The organism is Paenibacillus algicola, assembly GCF_005577435.1.
In the GTDB taxonomy this organism is placed as follows: domain Bacteria; phylum Bacillota; class Bacilli; order Paenibacillales; family Paenibacillaceae; genus Paenibacillus_AQ; species Paenibacillus_AQ algicola.
Genome location: NZ_CP040396.1, coordinates 1106760 through 1121608 on the forward strand (window position 1 = coordinate 1106760; position 14849 = coordinate 1121608).

Here is a 14849-nt window from a genome sequence, read left to right on the forward strand (position 1 = left end):
CATGACACATCTGCAGCAGCATTTACGCGATGACCTTCGGCGGAAGAACGGTTGGATTTTTAAAATTTTGGTGATGAACGGGCTATTATCGATTGGGAGTCTGGTTGGTCTTGGAGCAAGCCTGGACATGATCCTGATGAACCTCATCGGCAATGTGGTGATGCTAGGCTTCTTTGCATTTTTTCATTTTCGGCATCGGGCTGTGACCTATATTCCGTTCATACCTATTGTTGGCTATACGTTAATTACGTTTGGCGTGTCCATGTTAAAGCCGGATTTCGTTAATGTGTTCGCAGTTTTTGTGATTCTGATCTTGTCGATGGTGTACATGTATCGCTCTTATTTGTTGACAGGAATTATCTGTGGTTTGGTGTTAATACTGTATATTTTGTTCGGGCAAAGTGAAGTCCTCGGATTGGAAAAATACGCTTCCAGCTCGGCATTCTATCTCTACATTCTCGGGTCGGTCATCCTGCTCTTCTTCTCCAAGGTTACGGGAAGCCTGGTGAAGGATATTGCGGCGTCTTCCTCTCAAAGCCAGACCTTATATGAACAAATGTCCCAGCAAAAAGAGCATCTCCTCCAGGAAACCTCCGGCATTTCCACGGAGCTGACCTCGATCACGGCAGCAAGCATTGACAATTTGGAAGCGTTCCGCCGTATGGGAACTGCTTTTGAAGAAATGACGGAGGGAGCGAACGAGCAGGCCGCTTCCACCCAAACGATCACCGACAACATCTACAAAACCTCCCAGCAACTTACAGCGATGACGGAGGCTGTGCATATGCTGAATCAGCAAGCGGCGCAAGCCAAGGTGACTTCCCATGAAGGCGGTCTCCGGATCACGGAGATGGATATGCTCATGAAGGAGCTGGAAACGGTACTGCTCACCCTTTCCCAGAGCATGAAGGAGCTGGATGGGCGAATTACGGAAACGGAGGGCTTCAATCAGGTCATTCGTGCTATCGCGGACCAGACGAATCTGTTGTCGGTCAATGCGAGCATTGAGGCCGCCAGGTCAGGGCAGTATGGAGCAGGCTTTTCAATCATTGCCAGCGAGATTCGCAAGCTTTCAGAATCTGCCGGTGATTCTGCCAAACGGATTTCGAACAATTTATCGGATATCACGATGTACTCCCAGAACACGCTGCGCCGCCTGAATGAGGTTGTGTCCAGAGTCGCAGGCAGCTCGGAGACGACTTCAAGCGCCCGGGCAGCCTTCCAGCAGATCGACGCGGACATTGGGAATTTGAATGGTAAGGCGGAGGAAATGGAAAGGATGATTACCGGTGTAACGGAAGCCAATCAGTCCACTTATGATGTGACCCATGAATTTATTTCGATTTCCCAGCAAACGGCGGCGACCATGGAGGAGCTGAAGGCTTCCGTGGATGAACTGCTATACAGTAATGAACGCAGTGTGCAGAGTCTGCGGCAGGCGGATCAAAGACTGAACAACATGCAGGTTTAGGCCTGAGCGGCTTACAGCCCCGTCATCTCCTGGAATGCCTGAGGGCAGGAAAAGGACGCGGGGTTGTTTTTTTATATAGAGTGCTGATGTAAGCCAGGTGCAGGGACAATGGACGGGGATATGGGTATGGATAGAGAGTGAGCGGTTGAGACAGGTTTCGCGCTCCGCGCAGTTCGCTTGGATTTCGGGATGATTATAGATTGGCGTGTGACACCCGTTTCGCACCACTGTGCGCTGGGAGCAACGCGCAGTACAGATTTAAGCGAACGGTTGATATTCTGGATTCGGTTGAAGTCGTGAGGAGTTGTGAGGGACAAATTGATGTCATGCTCAGCCCGGGATCGTGCCGGGTGATTCTAACAGAGATGAGGAGGCCGGGGAATGCGTCGGTGGGTTATATTTTTTACAGAGCGTCTGTACCAGATGGTGAATTGGAAGGGGGTTGCTGTGGCGGTATTGGTGTTCGCGGGCTTTATCGCATGGGTCCTGCCAAGGCAGGCAAGCTTGTCGGAGTCCGCATCGGGGAGCGGGGAATCTCCGGATTCCTCGCTGTGGTACACCTCGGCAGACTTGTACCGGATTGCAGAGATCTATGGGGAGGAGGGACGAGCACATTACATTGAGGCGCGCTTTACCTTTGATGTGATCTGGCCGCTGGTGTACCTGGGCTTCCTGACGATTGCTTTGACTGCCGCATATGTCTTTCTGTCCTCGGGCAGTCGGTGGAGGGCTGTCAATCTGCTGCCGCTGGGCGGCTGGGGGTTTGACTGGCTGGAGAATCTCGGCTCCTCGCTGGTGATGTACCGCTATCCTGCCCGGACTCTCGTCATTGCCGAGATGACGCCCATCTTTACACTAATCAAGTGGTGTCTAATCTACGCCAGCTTTGGCGCGCTGGTGGTTGGCATCGTGCTGTCTGTACTCCATAGGTTTAGGAAAAAAAGAAGCTGACGTGCGCCGTGCGCGCCATGCGCGGGCGCTGGGACGCGGGCGATCAGCGGCTGGAATGAGTGTGGTTTTTCGAGTTCGTTGGCTCTAGACCCGTCCCAGCGGCGCGATAAGTTCGGATTTTCGCGTTCATTTACTCCAGAACAGCCACAGCGGCGCAATGAGTTCGGATTTTCGCGTTCATTTACTCCAGAACAGCCACAGCGGCGCAACGAGTTCGGATATTCGCGTTCATTTACTCCAGACCCGCCATAGCGGCGCAACGAGTTCGGTTTTTCGCATTCGTTGGCTCTAGACCCGCTGCAGCAGCGCAACGAGTTCGTTTTTTCGAGTTCATTTACTCCAGACAGGCCAAAGTGGCGCAATGAGTTCAGTATTTCGAGTTCATTTACTCCAGACCTGCCACAGCGGCGCAACGAGTTCGGATTTTCGCATTCGTTGGCTCTAGATCCGCCACAGTGGCGCAATGAGTTCGGATTTTCGAGTTCGTTGGATTAGGAACCGCTGCAGTGGCGCGATAAGTTCGGTTTTTCGCGTTCATTTACTTCAGACCTGCCACAGCGGCGCAACGAGTACGGATTTTCGCATTCGTTTACTCCAGACCCGCCACAGTGGCAGAATGAGTTCGGATTTTCGAGTTCATTTACTCCAGACCCTCCAAAGTGGCGCAATGAGTTCAGTATTTCGAGTTCATTTACTTCAGACCCGCCACAGCGGCGCAATGAGTTCAGTTTTTCATGTTCATTTACTCCAGACCCGCCAAAGCGGCGCAACGAGTTCGTTTTTTCGTGTTCGTTGGCTCCAGACCCGTTCCAGCGGCGCGATGAGTTCGGATTTTCGAGTTCATTTACTCCAGACCCGCCACAGCGGCGCAACGATTTCGGTTTTTCGCGTTCATTTACTCCAGAACAGCCACAGCGGCGCAACGAGTTCGGATTTTCGAGTTTGTTGGCTCCAGACCCGCCAAAGCGGCGCAACGAGTTCGTTTTTTCGTGTTCGTTGGCTCCAAACCCGTTCCAGCGGCGCGATGAGTTCGGATTTTCGAGTTCATTTACTCCAGACCCGCCACAGCGGCGCAACGAGTACGGTTTTTCGCATTCGTTGGCTCTAGACCCGCTGCAGCAGCGCAACGAGTTCAGTATTTCGAGTTCATTTACTTTAGACCCGCCATAGCGGCGCGATGAGTTCGGATTTTCGAGTTCATTTACTCCAGAACCGCCACAGCAGCGCAACGAGTTCGGTTTTTCGCATTCATTTACTTCAGACCCTCCAAAGCGGCGCAACGAGTTCGGATTTTCGCATTCAATCAGCGCCCCGCACGAGTGCGGGTTTCCGCACTCCCCCGCGCCAAGTCCGGCGCGGGGGAGTGCCCGCCGACCACTAGCCAGTTGTGGTTCACGCTGGCGGTGATGCGGCCGTGGCTGGTGATGTAATCAGCCAGCAGCTCCACCATATCCATCGGAATATCCTTGACCACGGGCTTGTCCCGGAACATTTCAAAGTTGCCTCCGCCGCTCGCGCGATAGTTGTTCATGACGACGTCAAAAGCTTGCTGATCTACGACGGGGCGGCCGTTATGCTCCAGGCGGGTGACCCGCTGCCCGGCAGGCCTGGAAATGTCGAGCGTGTACTCTATGCCTTCCCACATATCGTAATTGTAGTGCTGCGGCTTGGGCGCAAGATAGGCAGGGTGGACGATGATTGCCCCTGTGTCGTCCAGGGTGAAATATTGTGCTGATTGCTCCAATGCCTCCCGCAGGTCACGGCCGGAGATCCGGAGCACCTTCAAGGTGTTCGGATATACGTAAAAGGTGACAAGGTCCCGCATCGTGATCACTGCACCGAAGCCGGAGGAGCGGTTATCGAACAATGCTGTGCACGACACGTCAGCGCCTGAGACGTCCATCTGCACCCGGTTGATCCATTCGATGAGTGGATGCTCGCTCAGGCGGACCTCAGCCGGAGCATGAATAGACAGATCCCCGTCCACCTCGCCAATCGGCTGATCCAGCCACGCCTGGGTCAAGGCTTCCACCTCGCGGACCTTATCCTCTATCACGGGATCCGGCTCATAATCATCTGCCCCCATCAGCTCGGACTGCTTGTGAAGCAGCTTCCAGCCGTCCCCCTCGTTGGCCAGCTGCAGGGTTACTTTTCCAAGAGCGCGCCCTTCGTACCCGGGCTGCACGACACAGACGCCGTTCACCTCATACCCGGCAAGGCTTCGGTGCTGATGGCCTGTCAGCAGCACGTCAATCCCCGGCACCTGCTGACACAGGGCAATCCCGACATTTTCACCGGTCAAGGGCTCGGTAGGCACTCCAGTCTTGACATCCCGTTCCAAGCCGCCGTGGTAAGCGACAACGATCACATCGGCGCGCTCATGCTTCTTCATATGGTGCACCCAGGTACGTGCCGCCTCCACCGGATCACTAAAGGTAAGCCCTGCGATATGCTCCGGGCGCTCCCAGTTAGGAATGTAGGAGGTGGTCAGGCCCAGAATCCCGATCCGCAATCCGAGCGGCAGTTCCTTAATCAGGTACGGCGGGCCGAATTTCGGCTGGCCTGTTGCCGTATCCAGGATATTGGCGGACAACCAGGGGAAGCGGGCTTCCTTCATCGTACGCTCCAAATAGGGCAGGCCATAGTTGAATTCGTGATTACCGATCCCTGCCGCATCATAGCCGAGCTCATTCATACAGGCGATCACCGGATGGGCCGGCGTGGAGTTCACTCTGGCGTGATAATAGGTCAGTGGCGTGCCCTGCAGACTGTCGCCGCTGTCCATGAGCAGAACCTGCTTGTGCTTGCGGCGCTCTTCCTTGATGATGCTCGCTACCCGGGCAAGTCCGTAGCATACCTCGCTTTGATCTGCATAGCTTCGCGGCAGCAAACAGCCATGAACATCACTCGTTTGCAGCAGGATGACCTCACAGCGATGATCTTCCATACCTTTCTCTCCTTTACCCATAGAATAACGGTGGAAAAAATAGAATCCAAAAGCGCTCTCGCAAGAGCCGCTAGAGCTGTAGCTAACGACATACTATCATATGAATGCTTTTTTTCTACAAAAACATTCCATTTTTTACATTCTCGTAACAATGGAATGACGAATGCTTAATAATCGGGAGGTATACTGCTAGAGTATTCAACCAAATTTATACAAAGGTGGGGGACTTCGCGTGAAGAACAAATGGATGGTGCTTCTGAGCATGATACTGACCTTCAGCTTGCTGACAGCCTGCAGCGGCGGAAATAACAGCGGGAACAGTGGCACAGGCGGTACCTCGAACGGAGCAGGAACGACAGAGACGCAGACAGAGAATGCTGAAGATACTACGAAGCAGGATGAAGGCAAGTCCATAGATACGCTCAAGGTCAGCTTTGTGCCTTCCAAGGATCCGGGCGAGATTATTACCGCTACAGAGCCGCTTAAGGAGCTGCTGAAGAGTCAGCTGGCAGAACAGGGCTACAATGTAGGTGAGGTGCAGATTGACGTAGGGACTACGTACGAAGCAGTCGGCGAAGCGCTGAGCGCCGGGACGACAGATGTCGGCCTGATTCCAGGCGGAACCTATACCCTGTATGATGACGGAGCAGAAGTGATTCTGACAGCAACCCGGAAAGCACTCTCGATCGACTCGGACGTTGCGAAGGAATGGAATGATAACAAGCCGACTCAAGGGCTGGACAACGAGCAGGCTTCCTATTACCGTTCACTTATTCTGGCAGGCCCTTCCGAGAAGGGAAAGGAGCTCGCAGCAAAGGTCAATAACGGAGAAGAGCTGACCTGGGAAGATTTGAACAGCGCCAGCTGGTCCATCATGTCTACCTCTTCATCAGCCGGTTATATCTATCCGACGCTGTGGCTGCAGGAGAAGTACGGCAAGAAGCTGACCGACCTTGCAAAAGCAAACCAAGCGGACTCCTACGGCACCTCCTTCTCCCGGCTTGCGGTTGGACAAGCTGACATTATTGTCGTATATGCGGACGGACGCCGCGACAATGAAGAGAAGTGGACCAGTGAGTACGGCGGCAAAGCAAGCATTTGGGAAGACACGAATGTGATTGGTGTGACCCAGCCGATTTTTAACGATACCGTAAGCGTGAGCAAGAATTCTCCGATTATGAACGAGGAGCTGAAGAAGGCGCTTCAGGATGCGTTCATGGCGATCGCGGGAACAGAGGAAGGCAAGCAGGTCATTGCGATCTATTCTCACGAAGGCTATCAAGTGGCCCAATCCTCCGATTACGACGGGGAACGTGAGGCTCAAGAGCTGATCCGCAGCATGAAATAAAGCAGCAAGCACAATGAGAAGGAAGAATATCGTTATGGAGGACATCGTGAATCATGATGTTCTCTCTTTTTTCGTAAACCGTGAAATTCCAAAATAACGGCTAAAGGATTGAGTATACCTATGATTCAATTCATGGATGTCAGTAAAACGTATCCCAACGGCACCATTGCGCTCAGCAACATTCATTTGACGATTGAGCAGGGGGAATTCGTGGCCGTAATCGGTCTCTCCGGTGCGGGCAAATCAACATTGATTCGCTGCATCAACCGTATTCACGAGATTAGCCAAGGAACACTGCTAGTCGATAATGTGGACGTGTCGAGGCTAAAAGGACGCCATATCCGCAAATTCCGGCGCCGCATCGGCATGATCTTCCAGTCTTTTAATCTGGTGACGCGGACGACGGTGCTGAATAATGTTCTCGTGTCCTTTGTTCCAGAGCTTCCGATGTGGCGCAAGCTGACCGGCGTGTTTACAAAGCTACAAAAGGTGAAGGCACTGGAGGCGCTCGACAAGGTCGGCATTCTGGACAAGGCCTTTATCCGGGTGGATCAGCTGTCCGGCGGGCAGCAGCAGCGGGTGGCGCTGGCGCGCACCCTGGCCCAGAGCCCTGATATTATCCTGGCGGATGAGCCGATCGCTTCGCTGGACCCGGTTACGGCGCGCATTGTGATGGATGACTTCAAGAACATTAACCGCGACCTGGACATTTCTGTCATCATGAACATTCACCACGTCGAAATCGCGCTGGAGTATGCAGACCGCATCATTGGCATCCGCAAGGGTGAGGTTGTGTTCGACGGTCCGGCGTCCATGGTGACGCAGAGCATCCTTCAGGAGATTTACGGCGGCAAATGGGAGGCGGAGAAAGCCAGTATGGAGGAGCAGGCAGCCTATGTTTGATAAAATCTTTCCTCCCCGCACCATCACCTTGCCCAGCGGCAAAACCGTCCAGCAAAAAGCGTCCCGCCTGCCGCTGATCGCCCTGGTGCTGCTGGTGCTGACTGTATGGTCTGCTGAGTTTACAGGCTTCAGCTTCCGTGTGCTGGCGACCCGATTTCACGAGTTTTTTACCATTCTTCTGAACATGATTCCACCGGATTGGAGCAGCCTGCCCAGCATCTGGGGCCCATTGCTGGATACGATCAAAATGTCGCTGCTGGGCTCAATCATCGGCTCTCTGGTGGCTCTGCCGGTGGCTCTTGCGGCTTCATCCAACATTATTCCCTCCAAGCTGCTCACGTTTATTAGCAAAATTGTGCTCAGTCTGCTGCGCACCCTGCCGACCCTGGTCTCGGCCCTGATCGCCACATTCGTGTTCGGCCTGGGACCGATGGCAGGAACGGTAGCGATTACGCTGTTCACCATCTCCTATGTCGGCAAGCTGCTGTATGAACAGATCGAGAATGTTGATATGAGCCCCTTCGAGGCGATGGAGTCGGTCGGGATGACAAGAATTCAAGCCTTCCGCTTCGCAGTCCTTCCACAGGTGCTGCCAGGATACATTTCAACATCGCTGTACTGCTTTGAGGGCAACGTCCGCTATGCAGCCATCCTGGGCTTTGTAGGTGCCGGCGGCATCGGACTGCTGATCAATGAAGGTCTGGGCTGGCGCGATTATCCGGCGGTCGGGATGATTGTTCTCGTGCTGATCGGGACGGTCTATCTGATCGAACGAGCCAGCGAGCATTTCCGCAAAAAGCTGATCTAAGGGAGACATGAACGCTCATGAATCATATTGAAAAACAGCTGCTGACAGCACCTCGAAACCATCTGTATCTTTCCTTCATCGCCGCGATCGTGATCGGGCTGTTTCTGTGGTCTCTGACGGCTGTGAATGTCAGCAACATTGAAGAGGGCGGCCTTGCTATCGCCCGAAATATTCTGTACGGACTCACGCATCCCGACACCGAGCTGTTATTTAACGTGTCCAGGCAAAGTGTGCTGTTTTTGCTGGCAGAGACGCTGGCGATTGCGTTTCTGGGCACGATCGTCGGTGCCTTTCTGGCGGTGCCGCTCGCCTTTCTCGCGGCATCAAATCTGGTGCCCAAGCCGGTGTCCTGGATCACCCGACTGCTCCTGATCATGATCCGCACGCTTCCTGCGCTTGTGTATGGCCTGATGTTTATCCGCGTCACGGGGCCCGGTCCCTTTGCCGGTGTGCTGACAGTCGGGTTAACCTCGATCGGTATGCTTGCAAAGCTGTATGTGGATGCCATCGAAGAGCTCGACAAGCGGGTGCTGGAGTCCATGACCTCGGTCGGCTGCAGCACCCTGGACAAGATTCGCTTCGGCGTGATGCCGCAGCTGTTATCTGTATTCGCCTCCGTCATGATTTACCGCTTTGATATGAACATGCGGGAAGCCTCGATATTGGGTCTGGTCGGTGCCGGCGGCATCGGGGCTCCGTTGATTTTTGCGATGCGGGGGTACAAATGGGATCAGGTAGGCTCGATTCTGATCGGGCTGGTTGTCCTTATTCTGATCATCGAGCTCTTGTCGAATCAGCTTCGGGCTAAGCTCGTCAAGGGATAACCTCATCGAGAGAGGCGTTAGGAAATTGAAGAGTTGCTGCGGCGGGTGCTAGAATGGAGGCAAGAGTTCTGGCAGCGGGACATCGCCCTCGATAAGGTCCGCTGTACACGCAAACAAGGAGAGGATACATCATGGTTATTTCACCGGGACAAGCTTCCGTCGGCTTTATTGGCCTGGGCGTTATGGGTCACAGTATGGCTGGGCATATCTTAGCAGGCGGCTATGATCTGCATGTGTACACCCGAACCGCATCCAAGGCCGAAGAGCTGACAGGGCGCGGCGCTGTGTGGCAGGAGACACCGGCCAAGCTGGCGCAGGCCTGTGACATCATCCTTACAATGGTAGGCTATCCGCAGGATGTCGAGGAGCTGTATTTAGGGGAAGATGGCTTGATTGCCAATGCCCGTCACGGAGCTTATTTGCTGGATATGACCACGTCGAGTCCCGCACTGGCCCGCCGGATCGGGGAAGCGGCGGACAAGCGCGGCCTGCATGCGCTGGATGCGCCGGTATCCGGCGGGGATATCGGTGCCCGCGAAGGCCGCCTGTCTATTATGATCGGCGGTGAAGCAGAGGATGTAGAGGTGCTGCGCCCGATCCTGTCCTTGATGGGGCGGCAGATTGTACATCAGGGGCCGGCAGGAGCGGGACAGCATACGAAGATGTGCAATCAGATTGCAATTGCCTCCAACATGATGGGCGTGTGTGAGGCTATGGCGTATGCCGAAAGCGCCGGGCTGGATCCGCAGACCGTGCTGAAGAGCATTGAGAGCGGGGCCGCAGGCAGCTGGTCTCTGAGCAATCTGGCCCCCCGCATCATCGCAGGAGATCTGGCGCCGGGCTTCTACATCAAGCATTTTATCAAGGATATGGGCATCGCCCTGGAATCCGCGAAGGAGATGAACGTGAGCACGCCGGGGCTGTCGCTGGCAGAAGCGCTGTACCGCCAGCTGGCGGAGAAGGGCTATCAGGATCAAGGGACTCAGGCGCTGATCCGTTATTACAGCAGCATGTAGCTGTACACCGTGCTCTATATGCAAGCATTTTCTGCACTAGCCCGCAGGAAATGCTTTTTTTTGACGTGGTCCCAAAACGGTGTCACCCCTCCCCCTTACCCCCAGGGACGATGCATTTCATCGCCATGCCAGCTCTCTCCCGGTTCAGCACCGGGACTAACGCGGGCGCGGAAGGCGGCAGGCGATAGCCCGACATGCCGGGTGAAGGCTTTGTTGAAGTAAGAGCTGTCACAGTAGCCCAGCTCGTCGGCGATTGCGCTGACGCTCATCGAAGTGTTCTCCAGCAAATCCTTAGCCGCCTTCAGGCGCAGCCGAATTTGAAAATCGAGCGGGGTCACGCCAGTAGCCTCTTTAAACAAGGCCAGGGTATAGTTCGGAGAGCGTCCAATCAGGCGGGCCAGCTGTGCAAGCGGGATGCTTTCCCGGTAATGGGCGGCAATGTAGTCTTCGATGTGAGCGGCGAAGATTTTTTTGCGCTTGGGGAGGGGTGGCGCCTTAAGCCTGCGGTCCAGCATACCGAGAAACTGAATAAACAAGCCAAGCTGCATGATCCGGCTGCCTTCGCTGCGGTCCAGGCTGCAGCGGTACATGGAGTGAAAGCAGGCTTTAAAGGGATCCAGCGGCTCCACGGACTGTACATGATACCGGGAGCGGATCAGAAAGGGCAGCTCAAAGCCGGGGAGGGTGCCGCTGAAGAACACCGCGTATTTCTGATGCAGCGTGTCTGCGGCATTGTAGGCTTCCCGCAGCGTACCTTTGGGAATGAAGAGCAGGTCTCCCTTCTGCGCGGTGTAGGGCTCTCCATTCAGCCGATAGTGAAGCCTGCCTGCCGTAATCAGCACAAAAATGTTGGATTCCACCTGAACGAGCCGATTTCTCCAGCACGGGGTGAAGTCGTCAAAGGTGGTATTCATCACGGTCAGCACGCAGCTCAGCTCCTTCAGATCCAGTGTGAGTATATACAATAATCGTAACATTTTACCTCAACGCCAACAATGGATTCCGATATACTCAATGCGAGGTGATGAATATGAAACAGGCTCAGCCAAACCTATTGTTTATCATGTCGGACGATCATGCGTCCCACGCGATGAGCTGCTATGGCAGCCGCATCAATGAAACGCCGAATATTGACCGGATTGCCCATGAGGGAATGCGGTTTGACAACTGCTTTTGCACCAATTCAATCTGCTCCCCAAGCCGGGCAGCAATTCTGAGCGGAACATACAATCATCTAAACGGGGTCAAGTCGATTCACGACCGTTTTGACGGGAGGCAGCCGAATGTCGCCAAGATGCTGAAGGCGAATGGCTATCAGACTGCGATTATCGGCAAGTGGCATCTGGGGCACGGTCAGGAGGCCGACCCCACCGGCTTCGATCACTGGAGTGTAGTGCCGGACCAGGGAGAGTATCATGACCCGATGTTCCTGGAGATGGGAGAGCCGAAGCGCTTCAAGGGCTATGTGACGGACTTGATTACAGATTTCAGCCTGAACTGGCTGGAGCAGCGCGATGACACACAGCCGTTCATGCTGATGTGCCACCACAAGGCGCCGCACCGACCGTGGGAGCCGGCGGAGAAGTATAAGGATCTCTATGAAGATATCGACATCCCGGAGCCGGCAACCTTCTATGATGATTACGAGACCCGCTCTCAGGCGGCCAAAGAAGCGAAGATGCGAATTGATCGGGATCTGAAGGATGAGGAGGATCTAAAGGGGCTTCCGCCTGAGGATCTGAGTCCTGTGGAACAGAAAAGATGGAGATACCAAAGATACATCAAGGATTATTTACGCTGTGTTGCCTCGATTGACGAGAGCGTGGGGCGGCTGCTGGATTACCTGGAGGCCGAAGGCCTGGCGGAGAATACGCTCGTCATTTACACGTCGGACCAAGGCTTTTTCCTGGGGGATCATGGCTGGTATGACAAACGGTTTATGTACGAAGAATCACTGCGCATGCCATTTGTCGTCCGCTATCCGGCCATGATCCAGCCCGGCAGCATAACGTCCTCGATGGCGCTCAATGTCGATTTTCCATGCACATTCCTGGACCTGGCCGGTATTGACATCCCTGAGGATATGCAGGGTGTCAGCCTGCGCAAGATCCTGGAGGGAGAAACTCCTGAGAACTGGCGCACCTCCATGTATTACAGATACTGGATGCATTTAGACAAGCATCATGAGGTGTACTCCCATTACGGCATTCGTACCGAGCGCTACAAGCTGATTTATTATTACGCCGAGGCGCTGGGAACGACAGGCTCGGTGGAGGAGAACCGGCCGCCGGAGTGGGAGCTGTTCGATCTGCACGAGGACCCTTACGAGCTGAACAATGTGTATGGACAAGAGAAGTACCGGGACATTACTGTGAAGCTGAAGCAGGAGCTGAGACAGCTGCAGCTTCAGGTGCTGGATGAGCCGGTGGAAGAGATCGGGTAGGTTCTACATGTCTAACCACACCGCCTCGCTGGGTGCGGGTAAGCGCTAAGCCGCTGACCGCTCATCGAGAGCGGTATTTTTTTGATTCCGCATAAAAGTAAGTACTCACTTTTACTATTGCCATGCGAACTGTTTCGTGATATAACTCTAAAAGTAAGTAATCACTCACTTTATGATGATTTAAGCATTCACTCCAGTTAATGAACGGAAGGTGACTCAATGAACCAGAATTTATTTCAAGAGATTTTATCCTCGCAGCAGAAGGCGAAGCTGACGGTAAAGCAGGAACGCGTGGTGGAAGCGGCCATTTCACTGTTTGCAGAGAAAGGCTACTCCAACACCTCTACAGCGGAGATTGCCAAGAAGGCGGAGGTGTCAGAGGCCAGTATTTTCAAGCAATATGGAACCAAAGAAAGACTCCTTCTATCCCTGGTCATTCCCTATGCCAAGGATTTTCTTCCCGCCAAGGCGGACGAGATTATTCAAGAGATTAGAAGCAGCAACCAGCACATGACGTTTGAACAATTTCTGACTGCGTTTCTGAAGAATCGTGTGGCATTTGCAGCCGAGAATCGTGAGGTTTTTCAAGTGCTGATTAAAGAATTTATTTACAAAGAGGATCTCAAGAATGAGCTGCTCCCTTATTTTGCATCGGAAGTTGTTCCGCGCCTGTCGAAGGTTATTGCTTCGTATCAAGCACGAGGTGAGCTGAGGGATGTGGAGACTACGGTTCTGGTCCGAATGGTATTTACGTTCATTGGCGGCTTTCTTGCATCCCGGTTCGTCGTGCTGCAGCAGTCAAGAATCGAGGACGATGAGGTTGAAGCGGCAGTGCAATTTATCATGAACGGTATTTCGAGCCAGCATTAAGAGAGCTAAGGAGGAGCGAATATGAATTTGTTCAAAAATAAAGTGGGGCTCATCGTGCCTGTTGTTGCGCTATTAGTTATTTTTGTATTTTCCTTAACCTTGTTTCCATCGGCAAAGGTTCAGCCTTTTCAATTGCCGGTTGCCCTTGTCAATGAGGATGAAGGATTTCAATTACCGAACCAGCCTGAAATGAATATGGGGTCCACCATGGTGAGATGATCGAGCAGATGACCTCTGCGAACCCGGCTCAGGCTGAAGCATTTCGCTGGATTGAAGTGGGAAGTGAAGAAGAAGTTAAAGAAGGTCTTGATGATCAGGAATATTACGCCGCCTTGGTCATCCCTGGAGACTTCAGTCAAAAGCAAGCCTCACTGCGTACAGAGCAGCCTGCCGCCTCAGAAATTATCATTTATATTAACCAAGGCATGAATCCTGCAGCCTCCACCCTGGCAGGACAGGCGCTGGGCGGCATCGTTGACAAAATGAACGTATCTGTTCGGGAGCAGCTTTTATCAGGCTTTGACGCTCAAAATGCATTATTGACTGCGAAGCAGGCCTCACTGCTGGCTTCTCCTATCCAAAAGCAAGTCATCAACGTCAATGAAACCGGAACCCAAAGTGCCAACGGAAATGCACCAGTATCTCTGCTGCAGCCACTCTGGATGGCAAGCATTGCGAGTGCCGCCATCCTTTACATCGCACTACGGAAGGCACAAGCCAGAACGTTAAACGAAAGGCTGCTGTCAAAAGTTTACCAAGTCGGAATTACTGCAGCTGCTGGAATTGGAGTAGGCTTCGGGCTGACCTGGCTGGCAAGGGATATGGTCGGATTTGCTATCCCTCAATACACAGATACGGCCTGGTTTCTAACCATAGCCTTTATCAGCTTCTGTCTGCTGCAAACCGCGGTGGTATCCTGGCTTGGGCTGCAGGGAATTTCGATATTCGCCCTTATGCTGTTCTTCGGCATTCCGTTGATGACGCTGGCGCCTGAACTCATGTCCAGCTTTTACCGGGAATGGATTTATTCCTGGCTGCCGATGCGGTTTCTGGTAGAAGGGCTGCGAGAGCTGTTCTTTTTTGACCAGGGTCTTAGCTGGAGTCAGATTTCCGTATTAACCTGGATTGGACTCGCAAGTGCGGGAGTCATTATGCTATCTGTCTATAAGCCGCTTGCGGCGGCAGACCAGAAATCCCTTCAAGGCTAAGCGCAGGATCTACAAAAAGCAGCCGCTCCCCAAAGCGAATTCCTTTGAGGGGCGGCTGTG

The 14849-nt window shown here is 53.5% G+C and carries 12 protein-coding genes and 1 pseudogene; 10 read left to right on the plus strand and 3 right to left on the minus strand.

The genetic code is table 11. The annotated features are described in order from the left end of the window. Nucleotide 1 precedes the first annotated feature (1 nt). Together E6C60_RS04880 and E6C60_RS04885 are read left to right on the plus strand one after the other, a co-directional pair. Entirely contained in the window at nucleotides 2-1471 is a 1470-nt protein-coding gene (locus tag E6C60_RS04880; protein ID WP_138224788.1) for a methyl-accepting chemotaxis protein, read from the plus strand. A 381-nt stretch (nucleotides 1472-1852) separates the two neighbouring features. Beyond that, entirely contained in the window at nucleotides 1853-2422 is a 570-nt protein-coding gene (locus E6C60_RS04885; RefSeq protein WP_138224789.1) for a hypothetical protein, read from the plus strand. A 491-nt stretch (nucleotides 2423-2913) separates the two neighbouring features. Here the strand turns inward: E6C60_RS04885 and E6C60_RS21130 are convergent, their stop codons facing one another. Further along, a complete protein-coding gene (locus tag E6C60_RS21130) occupies nucleotides 2914-3702 on the minus strand; it encodes a hypothetical protein (RefSeq protein WP_138224790.1) in 789 nt (262 codons plus the stop codon). Between the two features lie 23 nt (nucleotides 3703-3725). Next, nucleotides 3726-5369, minus strand: a complete 1644-nt coding sequence (locus E6C60_RS04895) for a bifunctional metallophosphatase/5'-nucleotidase (protein ID WP_233281146.1) — start codon at nucleotides 5367-5369, stop codon at nucleotides 3726-3728. Between the two features lie 232 nt (nucleotides 5370-5601). On the opposite strand from E6C60_RS04895, the gene E6C60_RS04900 reads away from it, so the two are divergent. From E6C60_RS04900 to E6C60_RS04920, 5 genes are all read left to right on the plus strand, one after another. Then, complete coding sequence (locus E6C60_RS04900; RefSeq protein WP_233281147.1) at nucleotides 5602-6717, plus strand: phosphate/phosphite/phosphonate ABC transporter substrate-binding protein; 1116 nt, start codon at nucleotides 5602-5604, stop codon at nucleotides 6715-6717. Between the two features lie 120 nt (nucleotides 6718-6837). Further along, the gene (phnC, locus tag E6C60_RS04905) at nucleotides 6838-7620 is read left to right on the plus strand and encodes a phosphonate ABC transporter ATP-binding protein (protein ID WP_138224792.1); all 783 of its coding nucleotides are present in this window, start codon (nucleotides 6838-6840) and stop codon (nucleotides 7618-7620) included. Beyond that, the gene (gene phnE, locus E6C60_RS04910; RefSeq protein WP_138224793.1) at nucleotides 7613-8428 is read left to right on the plus strand and encodes a phosphonate ABC transporter, permease protein PhnE; all 816 of its coding nucleotides are present in this window, start codon (nucleotides 7613-7615) and stop codon (nucleotides 8426-8428) included. The genes phnC and phnE (E6C60_RS04910) overlap by 8 nt, the downstream gene beginning before the upstream one ends. A 17-nt stretch (nucleotides 8429-8445) precedes the next feature. After that, nucleotides 8446-9252 (plus strand): phosphonate ABC transporter, permease protein PhnE, encoded by an 807-nt coding sequence (gene phnE, locus E6C60_RS04915; RefSeq protein ID WP_138224794.1) that lies wholly within the window; start codon nucleotides 8446-8448, stop codon nucleotides 9250-9252. 131 nt (nucleotides 9253-9383) lie between these two features. After that, nucleotides 9384-10268 carry an NAD(P)-dependent oxidoreductase gene (locus tag E6C60_RS04920; RefSeq protein WP_138224795.1) on the plus strand — a complete coding sequence of 295 codons (885 nt, stop codon included), beginning with the start codon at nucleotides 9384-9386 and terminating at the stop codon, nucleotides 10266-10268. Between the two features lie 95 nt (nucleotides 10269-10363). Here the strand turns inward: E6C60_RS04920 and E6C60_RS04925 are convergent, their stop codons facing one another. Then, a complete protein-coding gene (locus E6C60_RS04925) occupies nucleotides 10364-11245 on the minus strand; it encodes an AraC family transcriptional regulator (protein WP_138224796.1) in 882 nt (293 codons plus the stop codon). A gap of 53 nt (nucleotides 11246-11298) precedes the next feature. Between E6C60_RS04925 and E6C60_RS04930 the strand changes: the two genes are divergently transcribed. The 3 genes and pseudogenes from E6C60_RS04930 (at nucleotide 11299) to E6C60_RS04940 (ending at nucleotide 14789) form a co-directional block, all read left to right on the plus strand. After that, on the plus strand, nucleotides 11299-12711 hold the full coding sequence (locus tag E6C60_RS04930) for a sulfatase family protein (RefSeq protein WP_138227633.1): 1413 nt from the start codon (nucleotides 11299-11301) through the stop codon (nucleotides 12709-12711). A 219-nt stretch (nucleotides 12712-12930) separates the two neighbouring features. Then, nucleotides 12931-13581: a TetR/AcrR family transcriptional regulator gene (locus E6C60_RS04935; RefSeq protein ID WP_138224797.1), complete on the plus strand. Its 651-nt coding sequence runs from the start codon at nucleotides 12931-12933 to the stop codon at nucleotides 13579-13581. A 27-nt stretch (nucleotides 13582-13608) separates the two neighbouring features. Continuing rightward, nucleotides 13609-14789, plus strand: a pseudogene (locus tag E6C60_RS04940) (YhgE/Pip domain-containing protein). The last annotated feature ends 60 nt before the right edge of the window (nucleotides 14790-14849 follow it).